We start from the raw sequence: 25,657 nt of genomic DNA on the forward strand, positions 1-25,657 counted from the left end.
CAGGATTGTCTTTATTTTGGGCCGGTGCCATGATGCGGCTCGCGAAGGCATTTCCGTCCTGAGCTGTTTAGGAGACCTTGATGACCGACGATCCGAGGGTGCCGGACGTGCCTGAATCATCAGGCAAGGCGCCGACGGTGACCTGGGACAGCCTCGCATCGCTGGATAGTCGGCCAGTTCCCGATTTCCTGCTGGAAAATGCGCGGGTCGAGATGGACGACGCGCCGCTGGACGTCGAGCGTTACACCGATCCCGGCTTCTTTCGGGCGGAATGCGAGAAGATGTGGCCGAACGTTTGGCAGTTCGCCGCCCGTCAGGAGGAGATGCCGGAGCCGGGCGATTACGTTCTCTATGAAAATGCCGGCCGCTCCTATCTCGTCACCCGCCAGGCGGACGGGTCGGTCCGCGCCTTCCACAATGTCTGCCTCCACCGCGGCCGCAAGCTGCGGACCGAATCGGGCTGGGCCAGCAATTTCCAATGCCCCTATCACGGCTTCACCTGGGAAACGGACGGATCGCTGAAGCGGATTCCCTGCCAGTGGGATTTCAGCCATCTCGACGGACAGGATCTGTCGTTGCCCGAGGCCCAGGTCGGCCAGTGGGGCGGCTATATCTTCATCAAGGAGGCCGAGGGCGGGCCGACGCTGGAGGAGTTTCTCTCCCCCCTTCCGGAACATTTCGCGCGATGGCGGCACGAGGATGCCTATACGACCAGCTGGGTCGCGAAGGTCGTTCCCGCCAACTGGAAAGCCTGCGCGGAGGCGTTCATGGAGGCCTATCACGTCTCCACGACCCATCCGCAGATCATGGCCTTCACCGGCGATGTGAACTCCAAATACAATCTCTACGGCGACAATGTGAACCTTGCGATCACGCCCTTCGGCGTGCTCTCGCCAACGCTCGGGGACAGCGCCGACGAGCAGGAGATCATCGACAATTTCCTCAAATATAACGGCCGGGTGGTGACGCCGGGAACGACGATCGACGTGCCGGAGGGCAAGACCGCGCGGGCGACGATGGGCGATTTCAACCGCCGCCGCTTCGGCGAACTGTTCGGCCGCGACCTCGATCATGCGAGCGACGCCGAGGTGCAGGACGCCTTCACCTACAATGTCTTCCCGAATTTCTCGCCCTGGGGCGGCTTCCAGCCGACCGTGGTCTACCGCTGGCGCCCGTGGCACGATCATCGCCACACGTTGATGGAGGTGCGCCTGCTCGGCCGGCTCAAGCCCGGCGAGACGGCGCCGGTGCCGGCCATGACCTTTCTCGAACCGCATGAGAGCTTTGCCGACCATCTTGGCCAGCTCGGCGCGATCCTCGAGCAGGACATGCACAATCTGCCCCATGTCCAGACCGGCATGGAGGCTTCGAAGACCCGCAAGCTGCAGCTTGCCCACTATCAGGAGAGTCGAGTCCGTCACTTTCACCGGACGCTCGACAGCTACCTGGCACGTTAAGGCCGACAGCCGGCGACCCGGCGGGCAGGAGAGGAACGAGGATGGACGACGCGTTGCAGATATTGCTCGACAAGCAGGCCTGCGTGGAGCTGGTTTACCGCTTCGCGCGCGGTCTTGACCGCTGCGACGAGGCCATTGTGCGCTCGGTTTTCCATGCCGACGGCACCGACGACCACGGCCAGTTCAAGGGAACCGTCGACGAATTCGTCGCCTGGGTGTTTCCGGTGCTCGCAACGATGGAACGGACCCAGCACGTGATCGGCAATGTGCTCGTCGAAGTCGATGGCGATCGTGCCTGGGCGGAAAGCTATTTCGTCGCTTATCACGATCTCGTGAACGCGTATGGCGGATCGCTGCGCACCACGGTGGCCGGCCGCTATCTCGACCGCTTCGAGCGTCGCGGCGGCGAATGGCGAATCTCGCACCGAAAGTTCGTCTCCGACTGGAGCGCGTCCGATGCGCGCAGCGATATGTGGGACCGCGAGGCGCCCGGGCCCCGGATCTTCGGTCGGCGTGATCGCGACGATCCGCTCTATGCCGAAATGGCGCGCACGCAGAAGGTGACGGCATGAGGCTCGAAGGCAAGCGCGCGCTGGTCCTCGGCGCATCTTCTCCCGACGGAATGGGCGCGGCGGTGGCGCGGCGCTTCCTCGCCGAGGGCGCCAAGGTTGTGCTCGCCGGTCGGGATCCGGCCAAAGCGCAGGCAGTGGCGGCGGAACTCGATGTTCCCGTCGTCGCGCTCGACGTGACCGACGAAGCGTCGCTGAAGGCCGGCGTCGCGGCGGCGGTCGAGCATCTGGGCGGGCTCGACATCGCGATCAACCTGGCCGGCGCCACCGGCGCCGCCCTGATCGCCGACGAGACCTATGAAGGGCTGATGAAGCAGGCCAAGCTCCATTTCATCGGCACCACCTTGTTCATTCGCGATTGCGCCGCCGCGATGACATCGGGCGGTTCGATCATCACCATCTCGTCGCTCACCGTCGAGCTGACCGGCCCGCGCTTTGCCGCCTATGCCGGCAGCAAGGCCGCGGCGGACAAGGTCGTGCGCGTCGCGGCGGTCGAATATGGCGATCGCGGCATCCGGGTGAACTCGCTGGCGCCGGGCCTGACCCGCACCGCGATGACCGAGGCCTATTTCAACAATCCGCCGGTGCGCGAGGCGTTCGAGCGGGAGACGCCGACGGGGCGTCTCGGCACGGTCGAGGACGTGGCGGCGGCGGCGGTCTGGCTGGCCAGCGACGAGTGCAATGCGACCGGCGATCTCATCCGGGTCAGCGGCGGCATGCACTTGCGGCGCTTGCCGACACCCCGCGATATCGCGGGCTGAACGAACGCACTTTGGAGAGGCCAATGGGCAAGATCGAACAGAAACCACAATCCGGGCGGCCGATCGGCATCGACCTTACCAAGGCGCCGGAGCCGGAGCTCAGCAACAAGGCGATCACGCCGGAGCGTTATTGGGACCGCGACTTCTGGAAGCGTGAGTGGGAGACGGTCTGGACGCGCACCTGGCAGGTCGCGGCGATGGTCAACCAGTTCAACAAGCCCGGGGACTTCGTGACGCTCGAATTCGGCACCGAAGTGATCCTTGCCGTGATGGGTGACGATTCGGAAATCCGCTGCTTCTACAATGTGTGCCAGCATCGCGGCATGATGCTGGTGACCGCCGAGACCGGAAACATGCGGCGGCTCACCTGCCCCTACCATGCCTGGTCCTACGACCTGCGCGGCAATATCAAGACGATCCCGGACGAGCCGGACTTCGCGCCGGAACTCGCCTGCCGCACCAAGAATCTCGTCCCGATCCGCACCGAATGCTGGGGCGGCTTCGTCTGGTTCAACATGGACGACGAGGCCATGCCGCTGCGCGAGTTCCTCGCGCCGGTGGCCGACCATCTCGACGCTTATCCGATGGAGAAAATGGTCCGCACCACCTGGGTCACGATCGAGGGCGATTTCAACTGGAAGCTGGTGCAGGACAATTTCAACGAATCCTATCACGTCTTCCATGCCCATCCGCAGCTCAAATATGTCGCGGAATTCTCCTATCTCTACTCCCAGTTCGATCTCTATCCGAGCGGCCACGCCCGGATGCTGATGGCTGGCGGAGCGCCGAGCCGCACGGTGCGTGGCGGCGAGCCGGAAATCATCCGCCAGATGGGGGAGCATATCCGCTTCTGGGGCCTCGATCCGGACGACTTCGCGGGCCGGATGCACGATCTTCGCGAGGCTCTGCAGCGGCAGAAGCGCAAGCTTGGCGCCGAGAAGGGCTATGACTTCTCCAGCTATGACGACGTCATGCTGACCGACAACTGGCACTACACCTTGTTCCCGAACCTGTCGTTCAGCATGAAGCCCGACGGCAACATCTGGCTGCGCGCGCGGCCGCATCCGACCGATCCGGAAAAGTGTTTCTTCGACATGTGGTATCTCAACCTCTTCCCGGAGGGGCAGACGACTTATTACTCCCCGACGATGCGGGATTGGGTCAGCATGGAGACTCCGGCGCCGCACCAGACCGGCAAGGCGGGCGAATATACGATGGGCCCCACCATCGATCAGGACCTCGCCTTGTGGAGCGCGCAGCAGAAGGCGCTGCATTCGCGCGGCTACAAGCGCGAAGTGCTGGCCGGGCAGGAATCGAGGGTGCGCTACTTCCACGACAATCTGGATCGATGGATGGCGCGCGGGTGACGCTCGTGCGCGCGGACCTAGATGTCGAGATCGGTGCCGTCAGGCCAGTCCAGCGCGCCATCGCGGACCTGGACGAGCGCATGGGAGAGGAAGGCGAGCAGGGACTTTTCCATCGCCGGGTCTTCCCAGATGTCGCGGTTCAGCACCATGCCGCTCATCACCGACTGGACGAGCCGGCGCGAGCGCGACAACAGCTCCGGGTCGCTCGCCCATTCCGGGAAGACGCGCGCCAGTTCGTCGCGCCAGACCCGGTCGTGACGGCGCGCCTTGGGAATGAAGGTCGCCTTCAGTTCGGCGTCGGTGCGCGCCGCGACGGTCAGCTCCAGATAGGCGCTATATTCGCGCGAAAGATAGAGTCTCCAGTCGATCAGGATGCCGACATTGCGCCGCGTGCGCTCGACTTCCGACAGTTCGCGCACCGCGCGGACGAACTCCTCCATATGCCGATAGAAGGCGTAATCGGTGACCGATTCGATCAGTTCCTGCTTGGTGGCATAGTGATGCAGCATCGCGCCCCGCGACACCTTCGCGACCTTGGCGATCAGTTGCGTCGTCGTGCGCGCATAGCCGTGGCTCGCGAGGCAGTCGACCGCGGCGTCCAGAATGGTGATCCGCGTTTCCGCGCTCTTGCGCTGCTGCAGCCCCGCTTCCGGCGGCGCCATGCCGGCCGGCTCCAGCTCGGCCAGTTTCGATCCAGTGTGCGGCGTCATTGTGACAGTCGTATCGTCACCGCGGCTAATAGCAAGCTGTCTTGCTTGAAACCGTACGGTGCGGCCGGCGGGGAGGTGGGCCATCTTGCGCATTGATTGCGTCCTGGTCGCCGGCGGCAAATGGCATGACATCGATTTCGCGCGTCTCGAGCTGCTGAAACTGCTCGCCGAGGACGATCGCGTCCGCGTCCGCGTCTTCGAGGATTACGAGTCGATCGACGCGATCGAGGCGGCGGGGATGCTGGTCAGCTACACGTGCGACGTGACCCCCTCGCTCGATGTCCAGGAGCGGCTGCGCGCCTGGGTCGGACGCGGTCGGCGCTGGCTTGCGCTGCACGGCTGCAACTCGGTGCTGCGCTTCCTGGACAACGGCAAGGTCGATGCGCCGGACTGGGCGCCGCACTTCATGGAGACGCTCGGCACCGCCTTCGTCGCCCATCCGCCGGTCGGGCCGTTCCGGGTCGAGGTGACGGCGCCGGACCATCCTCTCGTCGCGGGCATCGCTCCGTTCGATCTGGAGGATGACGAGCTCTACCTCTCTCGGCAGACCGCCGAGATTGAAACGCTGCTGCACGTCGATTTCGCCGGCGACGCGCCGGCCTTCGTCGAGGATCGGTGGGAGCAGGGACGTCATCCGCTCATGTATCTGCGCCGGATCGGCGAGGGCGCCGTGCTCTACAACGCGCTCGGCCACTGCCGCGGCCACCTCGACATGCAGCCCAAGCTCGACCGGTTTCCGACCGTCCAGCGCGGCGCCTGGCGGACGCAGGAATATTATGAGCTGCTGCGGCGGGGCCTCGCCTGGGTGAAAGACCCTCTGCTCAGTTGACCTTGCGTTCGCGTCCTTCCCAGAAGGGCGCGCGCAACTCGCGGCGCAGGACCTTGCCGGTCGGGCCGCGCGGCAGCTTCTCGATCAGATCGATGCTCTTGGGCAATTTGTAGCCTGCGATGCGCTTGCGGGCCCAGGCGATCATCTCGGCGGTGTCGGGGGCGCGGCCCGGCTTCGGCGCCACGATCGCCTTCACCTCCTCGCCCCAGGTGTCGGAAGGGACGCCGATCACCGCCACCTCGGCGACATCGGGATGCTCGAAAAGGACCGCCTCGACTTCGGCCGGATAGACGTTTTCGCCGCCGGACACGATCATGTCCTTCACCCGGTCCTGGATGAAGAGATAGCCGTCCGCGTCGAGATAGCCGGCGTCGCCGGTCCGGAACCAGCCGTCGGGCGACAGAACATCGGCGGTGGCCTCCGGCTGCCGCCAGTAGCCGGCCATGACGAGCGGCGCGCGCACGGCGACCTCGCCCGTCTCGCCGGCGGGAAGTATGGCGCCGTCCTGGCCCTGAATGCGAATCTCGATCCCCGGCATCATCGGCCGTCCGGCCGAGGTCATTCGCGGATTGCCGTCCGGATCGTGATCGTCCGGAGTCAGCGCGCAGATCGTGCCGGAGGTTTCCGTCATGCCATACATCTGGACGAAGCCGCAGCGGAACACGTCCATCGCCTCGCGCAGCAAGGCCAGCGGGATCGGGGACGCGCCGTAGAGGATGGTCCGGATGCGGCTATAGTCCACCTTGCGGGCGCGCGGATGGCGCACCAGCATCTGCAGCGCCGACGGCACCACGAAAATCTTGCTCAGCCGCTCATGCTCGACGAAGTCGAGGATCCGGCCGGCGTCGAATTCGCTGTCGACCAGCCCCGTCGCGCCGGCGGCCAGTGTCTGGATGCCGAAGCCCGTGCCGCCGATGTGGAAGACCGGCATCACGATCAGGCTCACATCGTCGTCGGTGAAGCGGTTCCAGGCCGGCTGTTCCTCGCTTGGCAGCGCGCGATAGACAAGGAGATTGCGGTGCGTCAGCATCGCGCCCTTGGGCCGCCCGGTCGTACCCGAAGTATAAAGCTGCACCGCGACGTCGGAATCGGCGACGCTGGTCGACGGATCGCTCCCGGACTGGCTGTCCCGCCACGCAGGAACGTCACCCGCCTTGACGAGCAACGGGGTCGCGTCGGCGCGCGAGGCGCCATATCGCTCGGCGAATCCGTCGCCCGCCACCAGCCAGCGGATCGCGGCGTCGCGAACGATCCAGTCGATTTCGGCGTCGGCGAGGCGCCAGTTCAGCGGCACCATGACGATCCCGGCCTTGGCCGCGCCGAAGAGCAGTTCGTAATAGAGCGGATCGTTCTTGCCGAGATAGCCGATCCGGTCGCCCGGCGCGTAGCCGCGCGCGATCAGCCCGTTGGCGATGCGGCTCGCGCGGCTGTCAAGCTCGCCATAGCTCAGATCGACGCCGTTGAAGCGCAGCGCCGTCTTGTCCGCATACAGGCTCGCCTGCGCGCGAATCAGCGCGCCGAGCGTCGGCTCGTTGCTCATGCCGTCAGCCGCTCGGGCGCTTCGATCAGCTCGATCAGTCCTGCGAGGAAACGCGCGCCGGTTGCCCCGTCGATCGCGCGGTGATCGCACGAGAGGGAAAGGTGAAGACAGGTCGCGAAGGCGAGGGCATGGTCGATCTCGACCGGCTGGCGCTTCGCCGTCCCGACCGCCAGGATCGCGCCCTGCGGCGGATTGATGATCGCATCGAATTGCTCGATGCCGAACATGCCGAGGTTGGAGATCGAAAAGCTCCCGCCCTGGAATTCGTCGGCGCCGAGTTTGCTGGCGCGGGCGCGGGCGGCCAGATCCTTCATCTCCGCCGAGATGGCGGCAACGGACTTGCCGTCCGCCGCGCGCACGATCGGCGTGATCAGCCCTTTGCCGGTCGCCACGGCGACGGCGATGTCGGCTTGGCCAAAACGATGGATTTCGTCCTCATGGACCTGGATATTGACGTCCGGATGATCGCGCAAAGCGAGCGCGACGGCGCGGATCAGGTAGTCGTTGACGGACGGCGCCGAACCGGTGGCCTGACGCGCGCGCTCGCGCAGCGCCAGAAGCGCATCGACCCGTGCGGTGCCGCGCAGGTAGAAATGCGGGACGGTGCTCTTGGAAAGGCCGAGCTGGCGGGCGATCGCCTTTCGCATCGCCGACATCCTGACGACCTCGACACCGCCGGCCGCAGCGGGAGCCGGGGCCGATGTCGCGGAAATGCGCGCGATGACGTCCGCTTTGCAGATCCTGCCGCGCTTGCCGGTGCCGGTCACGCCGGCGAGGTCAACGCCATGCTGAACCGCCAGCCGCTTGGCGAGCGGCGACGCATAGATGGAATCGAGGCCGGCGGTGGTCGGCGCGATCGAGACGGGCGCGGCGGGCGGCATCCGCGCGGCGGGGCGCCCGGCCTGGACAACATCCTGATAGGTGATGCGCCCGTTCCGGCCGGAGCCGGCCAGGGCCGCGACGTCGATCCCCTCGCTTTCGGCGAATTGACGCGCCGCGGGACTGATCGGAAGGTTTTCGGGAATGGCGGCGGGAGCCGTTGCCGGCTGCGCCGTGCTTGTTGCGGCCGCAGGCGCGGGGGCGGCGCTCCCCGCAGCCGCGCCACCGGGGCGATAGCCGGCGACGAAGGCGTCGAGCGCGGCCGGATCGGCCTGCGCGCCTGGATCGGCGAAGACGGCCAGCAGGGCGCCAACCGGGCGCGTCTCGCCGGCCGGCACCACGATCCGCGCCAGCCGGGCCGGAAACTCGGCCTCATATTCGTTGGTGATCTTGTCGGTCTCGATCAAGGTCACGAGCTCGCCTTTTGCGAAATCGGCCCCTTCGGCCACCAGCCATTCGGCGATGGTCCCTTGCTCCATCTCGATGCCCCATTTGGGCATGGTGAAGGCGCGCAGGCCCGTCATCGCGGCGCATTCCCGCGATAGGCGAGCACTTCCATGACCGCCGTCTCGACGCTGTCGGCGTTGGGAAGATAAGCGCGCTCGAGCTCGACTGCGAAAGGCACCGGCGTGTGGGGCGGCGTCACCATCCGGGGCGGGGCGCGCAGCGCGGCGAAAGCCTGTCCGGCAACCAGCCCGACCACGTCCGCGGCGAGCCCGCAGCGCGGCGGATTCTCGTCGAGGACGACCAGGCGTCCGGTCAGCTCTACCGAATCGAGGATCGCCTCCTCGTCGATCGGGCTGGTGGTGCGAAGATCGAGCACGTCGCAGCCGATGCCCTGCTGCGCGAGCCGGTCGGCGGCCTCGGCCGCCACCGCGACGAGCTGACCGCACGTCACGATCGTCACGTCGGATCCCTCGCGCACGGTCCGGGCATGACCGAACGGGATCAGATATTCCTCCTCGCTCACCTCCTCGCGCGCGGCGTAGAGCGCCTTGGGCTCGAAGAAGAGCACCGGATCATCGTCGCGGATCGCAGTGGTGAGCAGGCCCCTGGCTTCGGCCGGGCTCGACGGGATGACGATCTTGAGGCCGGGGATGGCGGTCATCATCGCATAGGCCGCCTGGCTGTGCTGCGGCCCGGCATTGCGGCCGGCGCCGTAGGCGATGCGAATGACCGCCGGGCATTTGGTCTTGCCGCCGAACATGTAGCGGAACTTCGCCATCTGGTTCCAGATCTGGTCGAGGCAGACGCCGATGAAGTCGGCGAACATCAGCTCCGCGACCGGCCGCTTGCCGGCGAGCGCGGCGCCCGCGGCCGCGCCGATGATCGCGGATTCCGAGATCGGCGTGTCGATGACGCGCCCGGCACCGAACTTGTCGTAGAGCCCGACCGAGGTCTTCCAGATGCCGCCGATCGCCTCCGGGCCGCCGGCCGTCCCCATGCCGCCGACGAGATCCTCGCCGAGCACGATGACGTTCGGGTCGCGCTCCATTTCCTGATGCAGCGTGAGGTTGATCGCCTCGCGCAACTGCATGACCGCCATTGTCGCGTCCTCTAATAGCTGATGTAGACGTCTTCGAGGACGTCGGCGGCCGTCGGGCGTGGCGCGGCGCGCGCCTCTTCCACGGCCGTGTCGATGAGCTGCAGCACTTCGGAATCGACCGCATCGATATCAGCGGCTTCGATCAGCTTGGCCCCGGTCACCCGGTCCCGAAACGCCTTCAGGCAGTCGCGCTCGGCGCGGAGCCGATCGAGCTCGCCCGGCCCGCGATAGCGTTGCGGGTCGCCCTCGAAATGGCCGAAGAAGCGTTCGGTATCGAGCTCGACCGCGGCCGGGCCGTGGCCGGCGCGAACATAGTCCATCACCTCGCGCATCACTTCGTACACGTCGAAGAAGTCGCAGCCATTGCCGCGCCACACCTTCATCCCGAACGCTTCCGCGCGGCTGGCGATGTCGCCTGACGTGCCGACCGCATAGTCGACGCCGGTATGCTCGGAATAATGGTTGTTCTCGAACAGGAAGATGCACGGCACCTTGAGGACGCAGGCGAGGTTCATCGCCTCGAACGTCGTTCCCTGGTTGCAGGCGCCGTCGCCGGAGAAGGCGATCGACACCCGGCCCTGGCCGTCGAGCTTCGCGGAGATGGCCGCGCCGACCGCGATCGGCGCACCGGCGCCGACGATGCCGTTGGCGCCGAGCATTCCCTTCTCGACATCGGCGATGTGCATCGAGCCGCCCTTGCCTTTGCACAGCCCCTCGGCGCTGCCGTAAATCTCGCGCATCATCCCCTTCACGTCGCAGCCCTTCGCGATGCAATGGCCGTGGCCGCGATGGGTCGAGATGATGAAGTCGCCGTCCGTCAGATGTTCGCAGACGCCAACCGCGACCGCTTCCTGGCCGGAATAGAGATGGGTGAAGCCGGCGATCTCGCCCTTCTGGATCTCGACGTGCAGGCGCTCCTCGAACTCGCGGATCACCTTCATCTGCCGATAGGCGTTGAGCATCTGCTCACGGCTGAGCTGCATCGGACTTCTCCGCTGGCGGAAACCTGAACCCGGTCACGCTATCGCATGGCCGGAAGGGGGACAATATAAAAGTATAACGCGCACTAAAACTGGACGCGGCGGGTCATCGCCCCATCGATCACGAGGTTCGTCCCGCTGACGAAGCCGGCGACCGGGCTCGCCAGGAACGCGATCGCCGCGGCCACTTCCTGGGGGTTGCCGAGGCGGCCGGCCGGCACCTTGGCGACCGTCGCGTCGTAAAATTCGCGACGCCCCTGCCTGATCTTGTCCCACGCGCCGCCTTCGATGAATATCGGACCGGGCGACACGGTGTTCACCCTGATGCCCTGCGGCGCGAGCTTCTGAGCCAGCGCGCCGGCATGATGGGTGATCGCCGCCTTCATCGCGGCATAAGGCTGGGGCCCGAAGCTGGGCTCGATCGCGACATTGGTCGCGACGACGACGATCGCGGCGGCGTCCGACTTTTCGAGATGGGGCAGGGCGGCGTCGATGCCGCGCCAGGTGCCCATCACGTCCAGTTCGAAGGCGTTCCTCCAGCTTTCCTCCGACGCCGGCGGGCCGCCAGCGGAGGCGAAGGAGATGAAGATGTCGCAGCCGCCCAGCGCGGCCGCCGCCTCGTTCACCCAGTCACGGTAAGCCGTGGGATCGGCAAGGTCGACGCTGGCGCCGTGCACCGCGTGGCCGTGGCGCCGGAGCGAGGTGATCGTCTCGTCGATCGACGCCTGGTCGCGCGCGCAGAAGGCGATGTCGACGCCTTCGGCGGCGAATTGCTCGGCGGTGTGGCGGCCGATGCCCTTGCTGGCGCCCGCGAGGATCGCCTTCTTGCCGGTCAGTTTCAGGTCCACAGATCATTCTCCCGTCGGGCGATCAGGCCGCCTCTGGCTTCCATGAAGGTGAGTGTCTCGGTCTCGACATAGGTATCGAGCAGGACGCGGATCTCGGGATAGTCGGGCTGTTCCCGGAACGCCGCATAGGTCGCGGCGAAATCGGCATAATCGTCCATTTCCCACAGATCGACGATCGTGTTGAGCCGTCCCGTACGCTGGACGAAGCAGCCGACGAGGCGCCAGCGCCCTTTTGTCTCCATGATCGGGAAGATGCGCGTTTCGAGCAACTCCAGCATCGCCTCGAGATGGCCCGGGTTGATCGCGATCTCGGCCTTGAGGAAGATCATCGGCTCAGTTGCGCCCGGCCATCAGGCGATTGAGGTTGCGATGCCAGTGCTGCAGCGCGATCTCGTTCCGGCCCAAAACGGTGCGGAAGCCCGGCGGCGCCCAGCGCAGATTGGCCTGCCCGTCGCGGGAGACCGAATAATCCTCTTCCGTGATCACCTTCTGGATGAAATCGTGCATGTCCGCCCACTTGCCGACGTCCACCTCGGTCCCCGAATGGGCCGGCTGGTAGGTCGACAGCAGGGTGCGCGACGTGTCCGGCGTGTCGCCCGGGAAAATCCGCGAAACGCCGTAGAACTGGCCGACCCCGGGGATCGAGTTCACGTTGATCACCATGTTCGGGAACAGCATGTAGAGGCCGCCATAATCGGTGTGCGGCCACTCGGCTTCCGGCCGGTCGCTATAGTCCATGAACTCTGCGCGCGGGAAGGCGAGGCGGGCGTGCAGCCCGTAATTGTCGTAGACCATGATGTTGGAATAGGCGAGCTGGCCGATCGTCGTCGGGTGCAGCGAGGCGAAGTGATAGCTCTCGCCATAGGTGTCGAGCGCATATTTCCAGTTGGCGTCACAGCTGATTTCGGAGCGCCGGATCGGCTCGGCCTTGTCGAGCTCCAGATGCGCGAGTTCGGTCGCGAAGTCGCCGAGATGGGCGTCGATGTCGATCTGCCCGCCCGGCGTCGCGCAAACGAAGATGAGGCCGTAGCGCTCCGCCACCGGCACCGGCATCAAGCCGAGGTCCGCCCTGTCGATCCCCTGGAACCCTTCGCTGCCCGGCTGGCCGATCAGCTTTCCCTCAAGATCGAACGTCCAGGCATGGAAGCGGCAGGTGAGCCGCGTGCGCCGCGAACATTCGGTGACGACCTTGGCGCCGCGATGCGGACAGATGTTGAGAAAGGCGTTCACCTCGCCGCTCTTCGCCCGGACCAGCAGGATGGGCGGGCCGAGCACATCGAACAGCATCATGTCGCCGGGTGCCGGGATGTCGCGGCTGAGGCCGGCGACGATCGGCAGATCGTGGAAGAGGGCGCGCCGTTCGCGCTCCGCATAGGCCGGATCGGTGTAGATCGCCGGATCGATCCGCATCGGCTCCGCGTCGAGATCGGTCGATTTCGAGCGCATCCGCTCCAGCGTCCGCCGGCGCAACGCATAATGGGAGCGCCGGCGCTCCTCTTCGAGGCGGGGATCGGTCCGGGACGGGTCGACGAGCGTGGCCATGGAGCCCTCCAGTCAGGCAGCCGAGGCGGTGTCCAGCGTGAAGAAATCGGCGCGCGGCGTGCCGGTCTCGTCATAGACCGGCTCGTCATGGTCGACCCGATACTTGCGGCTGCTCGAGGTGATCGGCCCGGCGGAGCGGAGCTGGGTCCGCATCTCGGTATAATTGGGCAGCTCGAAATGCGCCGCGAGCGCCGCCTCGTCCGTCCACTTTTCGAAGACGTGGACCCGGCCCGGGACGAGGGGATCGAGCGCCCAGGAATAAGCGAGGCAACCGGGCTCCGCCTGCGAGGCCTCGATCAGCGGCCTGGCCTCGAGAATGATCCGTTCCGCGTGGGCGGGATCGATATCCATGACGGCGCTTATCAGGATCACAACGACATCTCCTTGGGGCTGAATGAGCGTTCGGCGAAGCGCCAGCCTTCCGCGGTGCGGACGGCGCGATCCTCGTAGATGCCGGACTGCAGCCGGCCGGTGCCGCCGGAAGGGACGAGATATTCGAACGTATGCGTGCGCAGGCGCGCAGTGTCGCCGGTCACCGCGATCTCGCCGGGGAAAGCCGAAAACCAGACGGCCTCGTAACCGGTCATCGCCTTGCTCCAGAGCGCGACGATTGCCTCCCGCCCGATCACGGGCTCGCCGCGCAGACGCCAGACGCCATCTTCGGCCCAGGTCGCGCCCCAGGCGGCCTCGTCGCGGCGAATCACCGCGTCGGAATAGCGATCGAGCAGTTCGCGAAGCGCCAATCGATCGGATTCAGGCCCTGTGAACACGCCGCATCTCTCCTCGCCGGCCGGGCGAGTCCGCCTCGCGCCGTCCTTTCTGGCGGTATTAGACAAGGCTGACGGTTTTGTGAACCGCATAAAATTCGCGCGCGTGCTACAAAAACAGTCCATCCGGCTTGCTTCGCGGTCGCAGACCTGTATCCTTGATCGGAATCCCGGCGTCGGAGCCGGGGCCGGAGGTTGTGTGGATCTCGAATTTTCGGACGAGCAGCGGATTTTCGCCGATGCCCTCCGCCGCTTCCTTGCGGCCGAGTACGGATTCGAGCATCGGCGCGCGCTGGTTGCGGCCGGGGCCTGGGGAGATCCGGCGATCTGGGCGCAATTGGGCGAGATGGGCTGCTTCGGGATCGCCGTGCCCGAGGAGCTTGGCGGATTCGGCGGGAATGCCGTCCAGATCGGACTGATGATGCGGGAACTCGGCCGCCGCCTCGCGCTCGAGCCGGTGCGAGCGGCGGTCGTCTCGGGCACGCTGCTGGCGGGCGCACGCGACGCGCAGGCCTATCTGGCAGATCTGGTCACGGGTGCGGTGCGTTTCGCGCCGGTCCCCCGGGCCGACAATGACGATGCTGCTCTTCGCCGGACCGAGCGGACCGTCGAGGGAGGCGCGGCGGCGCAGAAAATCCTCGTTCCGACGAAGGACGCGCTTCTGGTGGTCGACAGTGATGCCTTAAAAGTATCACGCGTAAGATTGTTGAGCGACGCGATGGCGGCGGACATCCGGTTCGACGATCCTCCGGCCGTTCGCCTCGACGTCGGCAACGACTGGGAGGACATGCAGGCGCTGGCTGCGGCGCGCGCCGAGCTGGCGCGATGCTGGGAAGCGCTCGGCTCGATCGAGGCGGCGCTGGAGGCGACCACGGCCCACGTCCGCGAGCGTCGGCAATTCGGAAGGCCGCTCGCCGCGTTCCAGGCGGTCCAGCACCGCATCGCCGAGATGGTTGTCGCGGCCAAGGAGGCCGAGGTCGCGGCGCTGCTGGCGGCGCTCGTCCTGGACGGCAAGGGCATCGGCCCCGAAGCGTCGCGGGTCCTGACGGTCGCGACGCACCGGATCGCCGCGAGTGCGTCGGTGGTTGCCGACGGCGCGGTCCAGCTGCACGGCGGCATGGGCGTATCCGACGAACTCGATATCTCCGCGCATTTCCGCCACCTGCAGGCATTCCGCGCCTGTGACGGCGGCGTCGCGGCCTATGCGGAATCGGTCGTGTCCTGCGGCGCGCATCATCGCAGCGCCGTCCTGCTGGAGGCATGAGCGTGGATCTGCTCCTCGATGCCGACCAGCAGCGCTTCCGCGACGAGGTGCGGCGCTTTCTCGCCGATGCGCTGACGGAGGAGCTGCGCGCCGGGCAGGCGCGCACCATCGGCGTCTATCCCGAGCCGGACGTGTCGCTTGCCTGGCAGCGCCGGCTCGCCGAGCGCGGCTGGGCGGCGCCGGCCTGGCCCGCCAGGTTCGGAGGCACCGGATGGACCGCGCTCGAGCGTTTCATCTTCGAAAGCGAATGCGCCCTTGCCGGCGCGCCGGTCGTCTACCCGATCGGCCTGCGGCTCGTCGCGCCGGTTATCATGGCGTTCGGCAGCGAGGCGCAGCAGAACAGGTGGCTGCCGCGCATCCTTTCGGGCGACGATTACTGGTGCCAGGGCTTCTCCGAGCCCGGCGCCGGATCCGATCTGGGCTCGCTGACCACGCGCGCGGTTTCGGACGGCGACGATTATGTCGTGAGCGGGTCGAAAATATGGACGACCCACGCCCATCATGCGAACTGGATGTTCGCGCTGGTCCGCACCGCGGACACGCCGCGCCGCCAGGACGGCATCAGCTTCCTCGCCATCGAACTCGACCGAAAGGGCATCGAGATCCGCCCGATCGTCTCGATTGGCGGCGATCATGAGGTCAACCAGGTCTTCTTCGACGATGTGCGGGTGCCCCGCGGCAACCGGATCGGCGAGGAGAACAAGGGCTGGTCCTATGCCAAGTATCTTCTGGAGTTCGAGCGCGGCACCGGCCTCGCCAGCAGTCGGCTTCGTTCCGCGCTGAAACGGGTCGAGGCGGCCCTGCCGGCCCCGCCGGACGCCGTCCAGCGCGCGCGGATCGCGGAGGTCGCGATCGACCTGGACAGTTTCGAGATGCTGGAATTGATGACGATCGGCGTGCTGCCCAACGGCGCGCCGCCCGGCCCGGCGTCTTCAGTTCTGAAGCTCAGGGCAAGCCGGCTGAAACAGGCGGTCGCGCGGCTCGGAATGGACTTGCTCGGCCCGGAGGCGCTCCGCCGCGAGGCGGGCAGCGCAGCCGACATCCTGGTCGGCGATTATCTCAACAGCCGCGCCGCGACGATCTTCGGCGGCACGAGCGAAGTCCAGCTCGGCATCATCGCCAAAACCCTCGGGGGTCTCTAGCGCAGGAGAACGATCATGGGTGTTTCGGTCCTAAGCCCGTCGCAGCACAGCTTTTCCGATGAGGATTACGAGGTTCGCAAGGAACTCGCCGCCTGTTACCGGCTCGCCCATCACTATCGGATGACCGATCTGATCGCGACGCACATCTCGGCGCGGCTGCCGGGGCCGGGCCATCGCATCCTGATCAATCCGTTCGGCGCGCTGTTCAACGAGGTGAAGGCGAGCAATCTCGTCGAGGTGACGCTCGACGGCGAGGTGCTGACCCCCGGTGGCGAGATCAACCCGGCCGGATATCTCATCCATTCGACCATTCATGCCGCGCGGCCGGATGTCCTCTGCGTCATGCACACCCACACGGCCGCAGGCGTCGCCGTCTCCGCGCAGGAGGAGGGGCTGCTGCCGATCAGCCAGCAGGCGCTCGTGATCGGCAAGCGCGTCGCCTATCATGATTATGAGGGTGTCGCGCTGGTGGAGAGCGAGCGGGTCTCGCTTGCCCGCGATCTCGGCGACAAGTCGGTGCTGATCCTCCGCAACCACGGTCTCCTCACCGCCGGGCGCACGATCGGCGAGGCCTTCTGGCTGATGATGATGACGCAGCGCGCCTGCGAGATCCAGATCGCGGCGCTTGCCGGCGGCGTGCCGGTGCGGCGGCTGTCTCGGGAGATCCAGGATCTCGTCGACAGCCAGGTCGTGGAAGGCGCCGGCGGGCGCCCCGGCGGCGCGCTCGACTGGATCGCGCTGACCCGCGAGGTGAAACGCATCGCGCCCGATTATGCCGACTGACGGGATCTGGGATTATATCGTCGTCGGCGCTGGATCGGCCGGCTGCGTGATGGCCGACCGCCTGTCCCGCGATCCGCGCAAGCGTGTCCTGTTGCTCGAAGCCGGCGGCAAGGATCGCAGCCCGCTCATCCATATGCCCAAGGGCATCGGCAAGCTGGTGCTCGATCCCCGCCATGCCTGGCAATATCCGGTGCAGCAGCCGCGTCGCCACGGAACGCCCGCGACCGAGGTCTGGGTGCGTGGGCGCGGCCTGGGCGGCTCCTCGTCGATCAACGGCATGATCTGGATGCATGGCCAGCCGGAGGATTATGACGCCTGGGCGGCAGCCGGTGCGACCGGCTGGGATTGGCCGATCATGCGCGACGCGTTCATCGCGATCGAGGATCACGAACTGGGAGAAGGGCCGGCGCGAGGCGTCGGCGGACCCGTGCATGTCAGCCTCGGCACCTTTCGCTATCCGCTGGCCGAGGCGGCGATCCGCGCCGGCGAGCAGATGGGCCTGTCGCGCAAGGAGGATCTCAACGAAGAGTCGCAGGAAGGGATTGGCTACTATCCGCACAATATCCGGAACGGCCGGCGACAGAGCGCGGCGGTGGCGTTCCTGCGCCCGGCGATGCGGCGGCCCAATCTCAAGGTCGTGACCGGGGCGGAGGTCGCGCGGATCGTCTTCGAAGCCAGGCGCGCCGTCGGGGTGGAGGCGCGGGTGCACGGCCGAATCGAAACCTTCCAGGTCGATGGCGAGGTGGTGCTGTCGGCGGGCGCGATCGCCAGCCCGGCGATCCTGCAGCGGTCGGGCGTCGGGCCGGGGGCGGCGCTCGGCGCGGCCGGGATCGAGGTGCTCGCGGACCGGGCCGCGATCGGGACGGGGATGCGCGACCACCTTGGCCTTTCCATCCCCTACCGGCTGCGCCGACAGCCGGGGAACAATCGTGAGTTTCGCAAGCTCGGGCTCATGCGCAATCTCTTGCGCTACGGCCTGTTCCGCACGGGACCGCTGGCGACGGGCCCGTATGAGATCGGCGCCTTCGTCCGATCGCGCCCGCAATCCGCCCGGCCGGATCTCCAGATCTATGTCGGCGCTTTCTCGTTCGCGCGTAACCAGGATCCCAATTTCCCGGTGCAGCTGAGCAAGGTCGAGAAGGCGCCGGGGCTGACCATCTATGGTCAGTTGCTCCAGCCCGAATCCGAAGGGACGGTCCATGTCACCGGCCCCGGCCTCGACGACCCGCTCGCCATCCTGCCCAATTGGCTGTCGACCGACGGCGACCAGGCGGCGGCGGTTGCGATGGTGCGCACGATCCGCCGGCTTGCGAGCCAACCCGCGCTCGCCTGCGAACTCGGCGAAGAGCTGTTGCCGGGCGCGCATGTCCAGACCGATACGCAGATCCTCGACGAGGTGAGGCGGCTGTCGCGCGCCGGCACGCATGCGGTTGGCAGCTGCGCCATGGGCGGCGCGGAGGCCGCGCTCGATCCGGCCTGCCGGGTGCGCGGGGTCGATGGCGTGCGGGTGGTGGACTGTTCGTCCATGCCCGGGCTCGTTTCCGGCAACACGAACGGCCCCGCGATCGCCTTTGCCTGGCAAGCCGCCAATCTGATGACGGCGGCCTAGACCTCAGTCCCCGGCCGCGTCCGGCTTGAACACGGGCTTGGGAAAGGACGGCAGCTCGCCGGATTCGCGAATGGTGCGGGCCATCGCCAGCGCTTCTTCGCGCGCCGGGCCGGCGGTAATGCCGATGGTGTGGGACAGCACCACCATCACCAGCCGCCGCACATAATCCTCGTCCGACAACCGGCCGACCGCCCAGTCGTTGATCGTGGCATATTCGAGATTGGCGAAATCGCCCGCGGCCTCCTCGACATCGACCCAGTCCTGCAGGCCGCCGTCGCGCTGCAGGCGATTGAGCCATTGCCGCAGATTGAGGAAGACCATCCCCCGCAGCGCATCCCAGATGTCGGTGCTGATGTTCGGCGAAAAATAGAGCGAGACCACCGCCTTGGTGTAGTTCCGCGCCTTGAAGTTGCGGGTGTTCACCGCAATCAGACGATCGACGATCCCCTCCAGCGTTTCGGGAGAGGTGCGGTACATGAGGTGGCGGTTCACGTCCTCATAGGCTTCGCGGATGGCGAGCGCGATCAGCCGGTCCTTGCTGTGGAAGGCGTTGTAGAGCGTGCGTTGGGCAACATCGGCATTCTTGCACAAGGTGCGAATGCTGAAGCCGTCGATGCCCTTCTTGGCGATCATGTGCCGCGCCTCGCTGAGGATGCGCTTGCGCCGCTCCTGGATCGAGGTGCTCGAATAGACCGGCTCGCGTTCCGGATTCGGGCTCAGCGCCCCGTCGCTATTGTCCAGCACAAACCCTCCTCAACGGGCCCAAACGGCGCGCACGGCGCGGTTGCGACGCTCCCTCAGCAAATAACCATGGCGGACCGTCTCCGCATCGGCAACCTGCATAAAGTCAAAAAGTATCCTTCGCAGCACTTTTTGCCCGTTTGCTGTTCACGGACTGATGTATCGACCCCCCGAAAGCTCGCTCGTCATCGGTGGCTCTCAAATCCCCACCACCGGCAGATCGTTTATTGTCGGCGCTTCATCCGGCACGTCCACGAAGACCGCGCCGTCCGCAACGCCGGCCGGGAAGATTCGCAGCGGCTGATAGGCGCCGCCGATACAGTGGCCGTTGTCCAGGTTGAACATCGCGCCATGCTTCGGGCACTGGATAGCGCCTCGCCGGATCCGGCCGCCGTCCAGGGCGGCCGCGACATGGCTGCATCGGTTGAGCACGGCGCGATAGCCGTCCGGCAATCGGGCGACGAGCACCGGCCAGCCATGCGCGTCGACCGCCTCCATCTCGCCCGGCTGCAGGTGATCGGCGGCGAACAGTTCGGCCCGCCTCAAGCCATCGCTCCCGCGCCGAGAAAGCGGGACGTCGCGCGCTCGACCGCAGCGGCGCGTTCGACCGGGTCGGGGAAGGCGTCGCGCAGCTCCTTGGAGCGCAATTCGATGCTCAGCGGGATGTCCGGCGGAAGCGCGCCGAGCAGCGCGCGGAGGGGCAGCACGCCCTCGCCCGGCAAGGCCCGGTCGTCGCGCGCCTCGGCAAGGAGGCCGACATGGTCGTCACGATCCAGGCGCGCCGCGGGCGCATCGCAGAACTGGGCGTAAGGAAGCCACTCGCCCGGCAAGGCGGCGACATCGCCCGGCGCATAGCCCGCACGGTCAAGATGAAGCGGATCGATCAGCAGGGCCGCGGCGGGAGAACCCGCTCCGCGGACGATCGCGATCGCATCGTCCAAGGTTCGCACCGAGGAAAACAGCATGAATTCGAGTGCGATCCGAACCCCGCAGGTTTCGCCGAGCGCGCACATCTGTGCGAAGGCATCGGCCACGCCGGGAAGATCGGGATCCTGGCCGACGACCAGCACGTTGGCGGCGCCGACCTCGGCCGCGATCTCGACCATGCGCCTTTGCGCCGGGGGGAGCGGGCCGGCGACGAGACGGACGACCTCCGCATCGATCGCGCTGAGGCCGTGCGCGCGGAGCGCGGAACGAACCGCCGTCACCTTCCGGGGCGTCCATTTGTCGGGCTCGATCCACAGTCCGACCGAGCCGAAGCCCGCGCGCGCCGCCGAATCGATCGTCACTTCCACGTCGAACTCCGGCAGAACGCCGGATGCCAGTGCGATCGGATTGGGCATCACATCCCCCAAAAAACCATCTATATGTCCTCTTATAATCAGGCGATCCTGATTTATAAAGCGGGGAAGAGGGGAGAGGGCAGATGATCCATGGAATCCATCACACCAGCATCGCGGTCAGCGACCTCGACAAGATGCTCGGTTTCTATCGGGATTTGATCGGCTTCCGGTTGATCCACGAAGGCAGCTGGGAGGTCGGCAATGCCCGGCTCGACGCCCTGGTCGGGCTGGAAGGATCGTCGGCCCGCTATGTCATGCTGCATGGGGGCAATCTCTATCTCGAGATGTTCCAGTACAGCTCTCCCGTGGGCCGTCCCGGCGACCCCGACCGGCCGGTCTGCGACGCCGGCCTCACTCATATCTGCCTCGTCACCGACGACATCGACGCCGATTACGAGCGGCTCTGTGCGGCCGGGACCCGTTTCCATGCGCCGCCCGGCCCGCCGGGCGTGATGCGCGCCACCTACGGACGCGATCCGGAGGGCAATGTCTTCGAGCTCATCCAGTTCGACGGTGATCACAATTTCGCGTTCGCCCGGCTCGGGGCAAGCTTCGCCTAGACACGTTGGGCGATTCTTTCAGGCCGCCGCCGCCGCCTGCATCGCTTGATTGTGGCCGTGCATCGCCGCGTGGCGCCCGGACAGGAATCCGAACACCATCGCCGGGCCAAGCGTGCCTCCCGGTCCGCCATAGGTCATGCCGAAGGGCGAGGCCATGACGTTGCCGGCCGCGTAGAGGCCGGGAATCGTGTCGCCGTCGATGTCGACCACTTGGCCGTTGACGTCGACCTGAGGCCCGCCCTTGGTTCCAAGCACACCGCTGTTCACCGGCAGCGCATAGAAGGGTCCGGTTTCGAGCGGGCCCAAGGTCGCCTCCTTCTTTCCCTTGGCATTCGGATCGCCCCACCAGCGATCGAACGCGCTCTCGCCGCGGCCGAAATCCGTGTCGGCGCCTGCGGCGACCAGGTCATTCCAGCGGGCGACCGTCGCTTCGAGCGCACCTGCCGGAATGGCGAGCTTGTCGGCGAGGCCTGCCAGCGTCGGCGCGCGCATCACCCAGTCGGGCACCACGCCCGGCGGCGCCCAGCGGCCGAAGCCGAACCGGTCGACATAGCCCTGATCGAACACGAGCCAGCAGGGCAGGTTGGCATAGCGGAAATGGGCCACGTCCTGCTCGTGGAACGCGGCTCCGAACGCATTGTAATTGGCCGCCTCGTTGGTAAAGCGCCGGCCCTTCTGATTGACCATGATCGAACGCGGCAGGGTGCGCTGGCCGGCGATCATCATCCGCTCCATCGGATTCTCGCTCGCCGGGACGTCGGCGACCGGCACCCACCAGGCCTCGCGCATGTTGCCGAGCATCGCGCCCGCCTTCATTGCCATGCGCAGGCCGTCGCCCTGATTGGTGGGGATCGAGACCGGGTGGGTCATCGGCCCCCGCAAGAAAGCGCGCACCAGCGAGCGATCCCATTCGAAGCCGCCGCAGGCGAGGATGACGCCGCGTCGCGCGCGGACGATTTCCTCTCGTCCGTCGATCTCGAACTTCACCCCGACAACGCGGCCCCCCTCCAGCGTCAGTTCCGTGGCTGCGGCGGAGGTCACGGGCTCGATGCCCCGGTCGAGCAGGCCGCGCAGCAACCGGCCGATCAACGCCTGGCCGCAGCCCCGCGCATTGGTGTCGCGACGATGCTCGACCTCCTCGACGCTCGGCGGCTGCGGGACGGCCCGACCGAGCGGCGTCTCGCTCATCGTGATGTGGGGATTGGGATAGTAAGGCGACGGAGTCACCCGGTCGGCCCAATCGCCGAGCTCGGCGAAGGAATAGATCGGGCACTCGATCGTTCGGCCGCCCCCCGGATTTCCGCCGGGGAATTCGGGATGATAGTCCGGCATGCCCTCGACGGCATAGAATTCGACCGGCGTCCGCTCTTCGAGCAATCGCACCATCTCGGGTCCCGCTTCGACATAGGCCTCGACGAGATCGCGCGAAATGAGATCGTGGGACAAAGACATGATGTAGCCGGTCGCACGCTCGCTCGAGTCGGTCAGACCGAGATCGGCCATGTGAGGGTTGTTGGGGATCCAGACCTGGCCGCCCGACCAGGCGCTGGTGCCGCCAACCTTCTCGTGCTTTTCGAAGATCGCGACCGAAGCGCCGTTTTCGTGAGCGGCGATCGCTGCGGTCATGCCGGCGGCGCCGGTTCCGATCACCACGACATCGAATTCACTAGCCACGGTCGCTCTCCCATTCGGACGCACTGCCGGAGAAAACAGGATGAAAAGCCTGAAAAAGTCAATATGGACTGCTGATTTGCTCAATCCTCCGGCGCGATCTCCACCGCGAGTCCGTCAAGCGCCGCGGAAAACGGGATTTGGCAGGAAAGGCGCGAATTGGGCCGGCGGTGCTCGGAACTGTCCAGCAGCGCATCTTCCTCGGCCGAGATGGCCGGCAGCGTCCCGGCGAACTCATCATCGACATAGACATGGCAGGTGGCGCACGAGCAGCAGCCACCGCACAAGGCGAGCAGATCCTCGAAGCCGGCGTCGCGGATGTTCTCCATCACCGACCAGCCGGTCTTCGCTTCGATCTCACGCGAATCGCCCGCTGGCGTCGTCACTTGCAGTCTCGGCATCATTGCTCCTCAAGAGGATCGGTCCCGGCCTTGATCGCCCGGATTTGAGGATCGGATTGAGCCCGATCCAAGAAACGAATACACGCTATACTTTTTGCGGAACGGTGCCAATGCCCAGAATCGACTACTCGACCCCGCTGCGCGTGCTGGTCTCGGTGCGGGGGCATGGGTTCGATCGCACGGCATTCGATCGACTCTTTTCGGACATGGACGGAATCGAGGCGACGATGGTCGATCAGCCCGCCTCGGCGCAGCTGATGAACCCGGAGGCGATGGCCGATTACAAGGCGCTGGTCCTCTACGATATGCCGGGCATCGATTTTGGCGGGCCCGGCAAGCCGAGCGCGGTCGAGCCGCCGCCCTGGCTTCGCGACAGGCTGGCCAGTCTGCTGAAGGCAGGGAAGGGGGTGGTCGCGCTGCACCACGCGCTCGCCGGCTGGCCGGCCTGGCCCGAATATGGGGAGTGGCTCGGCGGTCGTTTCCTTTACCGGCCCGGGGTCGTGCGTGGGCGCCCGGTCGCCGATTCCGGCTATCGCCACGACATCGGCCACGAGGTGACGGTGCTGGCGGATCATCCCGTCGTGGCCGGGTTGCCGCCCCGCTTCCGCCTGCGCGACGAACTCTACCTGGCCGAGATTTTCGATGACACGCTGATCCCGTTGCTGCGATCCGATTACGCCTTCACCGCGGCGAATTTCTGGTCTTCGGCTGCGGCAATGGACGGTCGGATGTTCGACAATTCCGGCTGGTCGCATCCGGATGGATCGGGCCTCGTCGGCTGGGTCAAACGCGCGCTCGCGAGCCCGCTCGTTTATCTGCAGCCAGGCGACGGTCCCACCGCCTATGACGATCCGCATGTCCGGCGGCTGGTTGAAAATGCGATCCGCTGGGTCACCTCGCCCGCCGCGCTTGCCTGGGCGCGCTCAGGCGCCGGCTGACATCCGCGCATCGATCGCACGACGCATCGCCGGACGACCGACGAAGAACAGCGCGCCGGCCAGCCCCGTGGTCAGGGCGGCGAACAGCGCCATCGACCAACCGAGCGCCTTCTCGTCCTGAAACAGGAGATCCGTGAAGCTGGCGACGACGATCGGCCCCAGGATCGTGCCGATGATCGACACGCCGACCATGTAGACCGCGGAGGCCTTCCCGCGCAGATTGGCGGGAGTCGTGATCTGGAGCGCGGCCGGGCCGATGCTGGCGAAGGCCATGATGAAGAAATAGGCGAGGCTGTAGAGCAGCAAGGTCGCCATGCCGCTGTCGATGAGGTAGGCCGCGGTCGCGCAGGGGAAAGCGAGCGCGCACATCAAGGCGAAGTAGGCGAGATGGGCGTCCTTGCGCCCGCGCCCGAACAGACGGTCGACTGCCCAGCCATGAAAGGCCAGGCCGATCAGTGCCGAGCCCACCTGAAATATGCCGAGCAGATAGCCGATGTCGGAAAGCGCCCAGCCATGGGCGCGCATGAGGAAGGTGGCGTTCCACGACTGCAGGCCGACGACGAATGCCATGATCAGCGCGAAGCCGAGGCCGTGGGTAAGGTAGAAGACCGGAAAACGTCGGTAATGGCGCCACAAATCCCCGAATCCGGACGGTGCCGCGGTCACTCCGGCGGTGCGAGGCCTGCGGGATTCCGGAATGGTGAAGAGGAGTGGCGCCAGCAGGAGGCCGGGCAGGCCGGTCACCACGAATGCCAGCTGCCAGCCGGCGAGCGGGCCGATCCATGGCAGCGACATCTGGGGTGATGTCGACACCCAGGCGATGACGCCACCGCCAAGCAGGAACGACATGCCGCTGCCGAGATTGCCGCCCATGACGAAGAGCGACATCGGCAGCGACAGCTTTTTCGGCGGGAAAAGCTCGCTCAGCATCGCATAGGCCGTCGGGTTGATCGACGCTTCGCAGCCGCCGACGCCCGCACGCGCTGCGAACAGGCCGCCGAACGATTTCACGAGCCCGGAGGCGGTCGCGGAGATGCTCCAGCCGACCACGCCGCAGAACAGAATGACCCGCCGGCTGTAGCGATCGACCAGCCAGCCCATCAGCGGGCTCATGATCATGAAGAACAGCCCGAACGCGAGCCCCTGGATCATCGAGATCTGGAGATCCGTGAGACTGAGGTCGGCCTTGATCATCGGGATGAGCAGCGCGGCGACCTGACGATCCAGCGTGCCGAACCAGTAGAGCAGGGTAAGCACGGCCACGGCGCGCCACGCTCCCTCACGAACCGGCTCCGCGGCGGGCTCGGCGGACGAGGCTCCGGACCCCGGAAACGGTATCGACTGGGTTCCGGCCATGGGTCCTCCATAAATGAGCACATGTTATCATTTTTGTTGCGTGCTAGCCCATTC

At 66.4% G+C, this 25,657-nt stretch carries 27 protein-coding genes; 11 read left to right on the forward strand and 16 right to left on the reverse strand.

The window, feature by feature from the left end:
• The first annotated feature begins 80 nt into the window (after positions 1-80).
• From FRZ32_RS10360 to FRZ32_RS10375, 4 genes are read left to right on the forward strand one after another with little or no spacing between them, the layout of a single operon-like run.
• Complete coding sequence (locus tag FRZ32_RS10360) at positions 81-1,457, forward strand: aromatic ring-hydroxylating oxygenase subunit alpha (protein WP_147043431.1); 1,377 nt, start codon at positions 81-83, stop codon at positions 1,455-1,457.
• 41 nt (positions 1,458-1,498) lie between these two features.
• Positions 1,499-2,029 (forward strand): nuclear transport factor 2 family protein, encoded by a 531-nt coding sequence (locus FRZ32_RS10365; RefSeq protein ID WP_147043432.1) that lies wholly within the window; start codon positions 1,499-1,501, stop codon positions 2,027-2,029.
• Positions 2,026-2,787, forward strand: a complete 762-nt coding sequence (locus FRZ32_RS10370; RefSeq protein ID WP_147043433.1) for an SDR family NAD(P)-dependent oxidoreductase — start codon at positions 2,026-2,028, stop codon at positions 2,785-2,787. The genes FRZ32_RS10365 and FRZ32_RS10370 overlap by 4 nt, the downstream gene beginning before the upstream one ends.
• A gap of 23 nt (positions 2,788-2,810) precedes the next feature.
• On the forward strand, positions 2,811-4,154 hold the full coding sequence (locus tag FRZ32_RS10375) for an aromatic ring-hydroxylating oxygenase subunit alpha (RefSeq protein ID WP_147043434.1): 1,344 nt from the start codon (positions 2,811-2,813) through the stop codon (positions 4,152-4,154).
• A gap of 17 nt (positions 4,155-4,171) precedes the next feature.
• On the opposite strand, the gene FRZ32_RS10380 is transcribed toward FRZ32_RS10375, so the two are convergent.
• Complete coding sequence (locus FRZ32_RS10380) at positions 4,172-4,864, reverse strand: TetR/AcrR family transcriptional regulator (RefSeq protein WP_158635893.1); 693 nt, start codon at positions 4,862-4,864, stop codon at positions 4,172-4,174.
• Positions 4,865-4,949: 85 nt separating this feature from the next.
• Between FRZ32_RS10380 and FRZ32_RS10385 the strand changes: the two genes are divergently transcribed.
• Entirely contained in the window at positions 4,950-5,693 is a 744-nt protein-coding gene (locus FRZ32_RS10385) for a ThuA domain-containing protein (RefSeq protein WP_147043436.1), read from the forward strand.
• Here FRZ32_RS10385 and FRZ32_RS10390 read toward each other — a convergent pair.
• From FRZ32_RS10390 to FRZ32_RS10430, 9 genes are all read right to left on the reverse strand, one after another.
• Positions 5,686-7,233, reverse strand: a complete 1,548-nt coding sequence (locus FRZ32_RS10390) for a fatty acid--CoA ligase (RefSeq protein ID WP_147043437.1) — start codon at positions 7,231-7,233, stop codon at positions 5,686-5,688. The genes FRZ32_RS10385 and FRZ32_RS10390 overlap by 8 nt on opposite strands.
• The gene (locus tag FRZ32_RS10395; RefSeq protein ID WP_147043438.1) at positions 7,230-8,636 is read right to left on the reverse strand and encodes a dihydrolipoamide acetyltransferase family protein; all 1,407 of its coding nucleotides are present in this window, start codon (positions 8,634-8,636) and stop codon (positions 7,230-7,232) included. The genes FRZ32_RS10390 and FRZ32_RS10395 overlap by 4 nt, the downstream gene beginning before the upstream one ends.
• Positions 8,633-9,658: an alpha-ketoacid dehydrogenase subunit beta gene (locus FRZ32_RS10400; RefSeq protein WP_147043439.1), complete on the reverse strand. Its 1,026-nt coding sequence runs from the start codon at positions 9,656-9,658 to the stop codon at positions 8,633-8,635. The genes FRZ32_RS10395 and FRZ32_RS10400 overlap by 4 nt, the downstream gene beginning before the upstream one ends.
• Before the next feature lie 11 nt (positions 9,659-9,669).
• Positions 9,670-10,641, reverse strand: a complete 972-nt coding sequence (locus FRZ32_RS10405) for a thiamine pyrophosphate-dependent dehydrogenase E1 component subunit alpha (protein ID WP_147043440.1) — start codon at positions 10,639-10,641, stop codon at positions 9,670-9,672.
• A gap of 83 nt (positions 10,642-10,724) precedes the next feature.
• The gene (locus FRZ32_RS10410) at positions 10,725-11,486 is read right to left on the reverse strand and encodes an SDR family NAD(P)-dependent oxidoreductase (protein ID WP_147043441.1); all 762 of its coding nucleotides are present in this window, start codon (positions 11,484-11,486) and stop codon (positions 10,725-10,727) included.
• Positions 11,477-11,815 (reverse strand): NIPSNAP family protein, encoded by a 339-nt coding sequence (locus FRZ32_RS10415; RefSeq protein WP_147043442.1) that lies wholly within the window; start codon positions 11,813-11,815, stop codon positions 11,477-11,479. Before FRZ32_RS10415 ends, FRZ32_RS10410 begins: the two co-directional genes overlap by 10 nt.
• A gap of 4 nt (positions 11,816-11,819) precedes the next feature.
• Positions 11,820-13,028, reverse strand: a complete 1,209-nt coding sequence (locus FRZ32_RS10420; RefSeq protein ID WP_147043443.1) for an aromatic ring-hydroxylating oxygenase subunit alpha — start codon at positions 13,026-13,028, stop codon at positions 11,820-11,822.
• A 12-nt stretch (positions 13,029-13,040) separates the two neighbouring features.
• Complete coding sequence (locus tag FRZ32_RS10425; RefSeq protein ID WP_243445261.1) at positions 13,041-13,400, reverse strand: putative quinol monooxygenase; 360 nt, start codon at positions 13,398-13,400, stop codon at positions 13,041-13,043.
• Positions 13,397-13,798, reverse strand: a complete 402-nt coding sequence (locus FRZ32_RS10430; protein ID WP_243445262.1) for a nuclear transport factor 2 family protein — start codon at positions 13,796-13,798, stop codon at positions 13,397-13,399. The genes FRZ32_RS10425 and FRZ32_RS10430 overlap by 4 nt, the downstream gene beginning before the upstream one ends.
• Between FRZ32_RS10430 and FRZ32_RS10435 the strand changes: the two genes are divergently transcribed.
• The 4 genes from FRZ32_RS10435 to FRZ32_RS10450 are packed head-to-tail and all read left to right on the forward strand — an operon-like array spanning position 13,791 to position 18,593.
• The gene (locus FRZ32_RS10435) at positions 13,791-15,059 is read left to right on the forward strand and encodes an acyl-CoA dehydrogenase family protein (protein ID WP_147043445.1); all 1,269 of its coding nucleotides are present in this window, start codon (positions 13,791-13,793) and stop codon (positions 15,057-15,059) included. The genes FRZ32_RS10430 and FRZ32_RS10435 overlap by 8 nt on opposite strands.
• Entirely contained in the window at positions 15,056-16,201 is a 1,146-nt protein-coding gene (locus tag FRZ32_RS10440) for an acyl-CoA dehydrogenase family protein (RefSeq protein WP_205008260.1), read from the forward strand. Before FRZ32_RS10435 ends, FRZ32_RS10440 begins: the two co-directional genes overlap by 4 nt.
• Before the next feature lie 15 nt (positions 16,202-16,216).
• The gene (locus FRZ32_RS10445; protein ID WP_147043446.1) at positions 16,217-16,984 is read left to right on the forward strand and encodes a class II aldolase/adducin family protein; all 768 of its coding nucleotides are present in this window, start codon (positions 16,217-16,219) and stop codon (positions 16,982-16,984) included.
• The gene (locus FRZ32_RS10450) at positions 16,974-18,593 is read left to right on the forward strand and encodes a GMC family oxidoreductase (protein WP_147043447.1); all 1,620 of its coding nucleotides are present in this window, start codon (positions 16,974-16,976) and stop codon (positions 18,591-18,593) included. Before FRZ32_RS10445 ends, FRZ32_RS10450 begins: the two co-directional genes overlap by 11 nt.
• Before the next feature lie 3 nt (positions 18,594-18,596).
• Here the strand turns inward: FRZ32_RS10450 and FRZ32_RS10455 are convergent, their stop codons facing one another.
• From FRZ32_RS10455 to FRZ32_RS10465, 3 genes are all read right to left on the reverse strand, one after another.
• Positions 18,597-19,337, reverse strand: a complete 741-nt coding sequence (locus FRZ32_RS10455; protein ID WP_147043448.1) for a TetR/AcrR family transcriptional regulator — start codon at positions 19,335-19,337, stop codon at positions 18,597-18,599.
• Between the two features lie 195 nt (positions 19,338-19,532).
• The gene (locus tag FRZ32_RS10460) at positions 19,533-19,880 is read right to left on the reverse strand and encodes a Rieske (2Fe-2S) protein (RefSeq protein WP_147043449.1); all 348 of its coding nucleotides are present in this window, start codon (positions 19,878-19,880) and stop codon (positions 19,533-19,535) included.
• The gene (locus FRZ32_RS10465; protein WP_147043450.1) at positions 19,877-20,677 is read right to left on the reverse strand and encodes a sugar phosphate isomerase/epimerase family protein; all 801 of its coding nucleotides are present in this window, start codon (positions 20,675-20,677) and stop codon (positions 19,877-19,879) included. The genes FRZ32_RS10460 and FRZ32_RS10465 overlap by 4 nt, the downstream gene beginning before the upstream one ends.
• An 83-nt stretch (positions 20,678-20,760) precedes the next feature.
• On the opposite strand from FRZ32_RS10465, the gene FRZ32_RS10470 reads away from it, so the two are divergent.
• The gene (locus FRZ32_RS10470; RefSeq protein ID WP_147043451.1) at positions 20,761-21,237 is read left to right on the forward strand and encodes a VOC family protein; all 477 of its coding nucleotides are present in this window, start codon (positions 20,761-20,763) and stop codon (positions 21,235-21,237) included.
• Positions 21,238-21,255: 18 nt separating this feature from the next.
• Here the strand turns inward: FRZ32_RS10470 and FRZ32_RS10475 are convergent, their stop codons facing one another.
• Both FRZ32_RS10475 and FRZ32_RS10480 read right to left on the reverse strand, forming a co-directional pair.
• Positions 21,256-22,911, reverse strand: coding sequence for an FAD-dependent oxidoreductase (locus tag FRZ32_RS10475; protein WP_147043452.1), 1,656 nt, complete (start codon positions 22,909-22,911; stop codon positions 21,256-21,258).
• An 80-nt stretch (positions 22,912-22,991) separates the two neighbouring features.
• On the reverse strand, positions 22,992-23,309 hold the full coding sequence (locus FRZ32_RS10480; RefSeq protein ID WP_147043453.1) for a 2Fe-2S iron-sulfur cluster-binding protein: 318 nt from the start codon (positions 23,307-23,309) through the stop codon (positions 22,992-22,994).
• 110 nt (positions 23,310-23,419) lie between these two features.
• Between FRZ32_RS10480 and FRZ32_RS10485 the strand changes: the two genes are divergently transcribed.
• Positions 23,420-24,247: a ThuA domain-containing protein gene (locus tag FRZ32_RS10485; RefSeq protein WP_147043454.1), complete on the forward strand. Its 828-nt coding sequence runs from the start codon at positions 23,420-23,422 to the stop codon at positions 24,245-24,247.
• On the opposite strand, the gene FRZ32_RS10490 is transcribed toward FRZ32_RS10485, so the two are convergent.
• Positions 24,233-25,510, reverse strand: a complete 1,278-nt coding sequence (locus tag FRZ32_RS10490; RefSeq protein ID WP_158635895.1) for an MFS transporter — start codon at positions 25,508-25,510, stop codon at positions 24,233-24,235. The genes FRZ32_RS10485 and FRZ32_RS10490 overlap by 15 nt on opposite strands.
• Positions 25,511-25,657: the final 147 nt, after the last annotated feature.

It is taken from the genome of Sphingosinicella ginsenosidimutans, from assembly GCF_007995055.1.
GTDB classification, from domain to species: Bacteria; Pseudomonadota; Alphaproteobacteria; order Sphingomonadales; family Sphingomonadaceae; genus Allosphingosinicella; species Allosphingosinicella ginsenosidimutans.

What these genes read in the sequence shown, in the direction of transcription:
- FRZ32_RS10360 (WP_147043431.1), top strand. Translation starts at nt 81, where the DNA reads ATGACCGACGATCCGAGGGTGCCGGACGTGCCTGAATCATCAGGCAAG.
- FRZ32_RS10365 (WP_147043432.1), top strand. Translation starts at nt 1,499, where the DNA reads ATGGACGACGCGTTGCAGATATTGCTCGACAAGCAGGCCTGCGTGGAG.
- FRZ32_RS10370 (WP_147043433.1), top strand. Translation starts at nt 2,026, where the DNA reads ATGAGGCTCGAAGGCAAGCGCGCGCTGGTCCTCGGCGCATCTTCTCCC.
- FRZ32_RS10375 (WP_147043434.1), top strand. Translation starts at nt 2,811, where the DNA reads ATGGGCAAGATCGAACAGAAACCACAATCCGGGCGGCCGATCGGCATC.
- FRZ32_RS10380 (WP_158635893.1), bottom strand. Translation starts at nt 4,864, where the DNA reads ATGACGCCGCACACTGGATCGAAACTGGCCGAGCTGGAGCCGGCCGGC.
- FRZ32_RS10390 (WP_147043437.1), bottom strand. Translation starts at nt 7,233, where the DNA reads ATGAGCAACGAGCCGACGCTCGGCGCGCTGATTCGCGCGCAGGCGAGC.
- FRZ32_RS10395 (WP_147043438.1), bottom strand. Translation starts at nt 8,636, where the DNA reads ATGACGGGCCTGCGCGCCTTCACCATGCCCAAATGGGGCATCGAGATG.
- FRZ32_RS10400 (WP_147043439.1), bottom strand. Translation starts at nt 9,658, where the DNA reads ATGGCGGTCATGCAGTTGCGCGAGGCGATCAACCTCACGCTGCATCAG.
- FRZ32_RS10405 (WP_147043440.1), bottom strand. Translation starts at nt 10,641, where the DNA reads ATGCAGCTCAGCCGTGAGCAGATGCTCAACGCCTATCGGCAGATGAAG.
- FRZ32_RS10415 (WP_147043442.1), bottom strand. Translation starts at nt 11,815, where the DNA reads ATGATCTTCCTCAAGGCCGAGATCGCGATCAACCCGGGCCATCTCGAG.
- FRZ32_RS10420 (WP_147043443.1), bottom strand. Translation starts at nt 13,028, where the DNA reads ATGGCCACGCTCGTCGACCCGTCCCGGACCGATCCCCGCCTCGAAGAG.
- FRZ32_RS10440 (WP_205008260.1), top strand. Translation starts at nt 15,056, where the DNA reads ATGAGCGTGGATCTGCTCCTCGATGCCGACCAGCAGCGCTTCCGCGAC.
- FRZ32_RS10445 (WP_147043446.1), top strand. Translation starts at nt 16,217, where the DNA reads ATGGGTGTTTCGGTCCTAAGCCCGTCGCAGCACAGCTTTTCCGATGAG.
- FRZ32_RS10450 (WP_147043447.1), top strand. Translation starts at nt 16,974, where the DNA reads ATGCCGACTGACGGGATCTGGGATTATATCGTCGTCGGCGCTGGATCG.
- FRZ32_RS10465 (WP_147043450.1), bottom strand. Translation starts at nt 20,677, where the DNA reads ATGCCCAATCCGATCGCACTGGCATCCGGCGTTCTGCCGGAGTTCGAC.
- FRZ32_RS10470 (WP_147043451.1), top strand. Translation starts at nt 20,761, where the DNA reads ATGATCCATGGAATCCATCACACCAGCATCGCGGTCAGCGACCTCGAC.
- FRZ32_RS10480 (WP_147043453.1), bottom strand. Translation starts at nt 23,309, where the DNA reads ATGCCGAGACTGCAAGTGACGACGCCAGCGGGCGATTCGCGTGAGATC.
- FRZ32_RS10485 (WP_147043454.1), top strand. Translation starts at nt 23,420, where the DNA reads ATGCCCAGAATCGACTACTCGACCCCGCTGCGCGTGCTGGTCTCGGTG.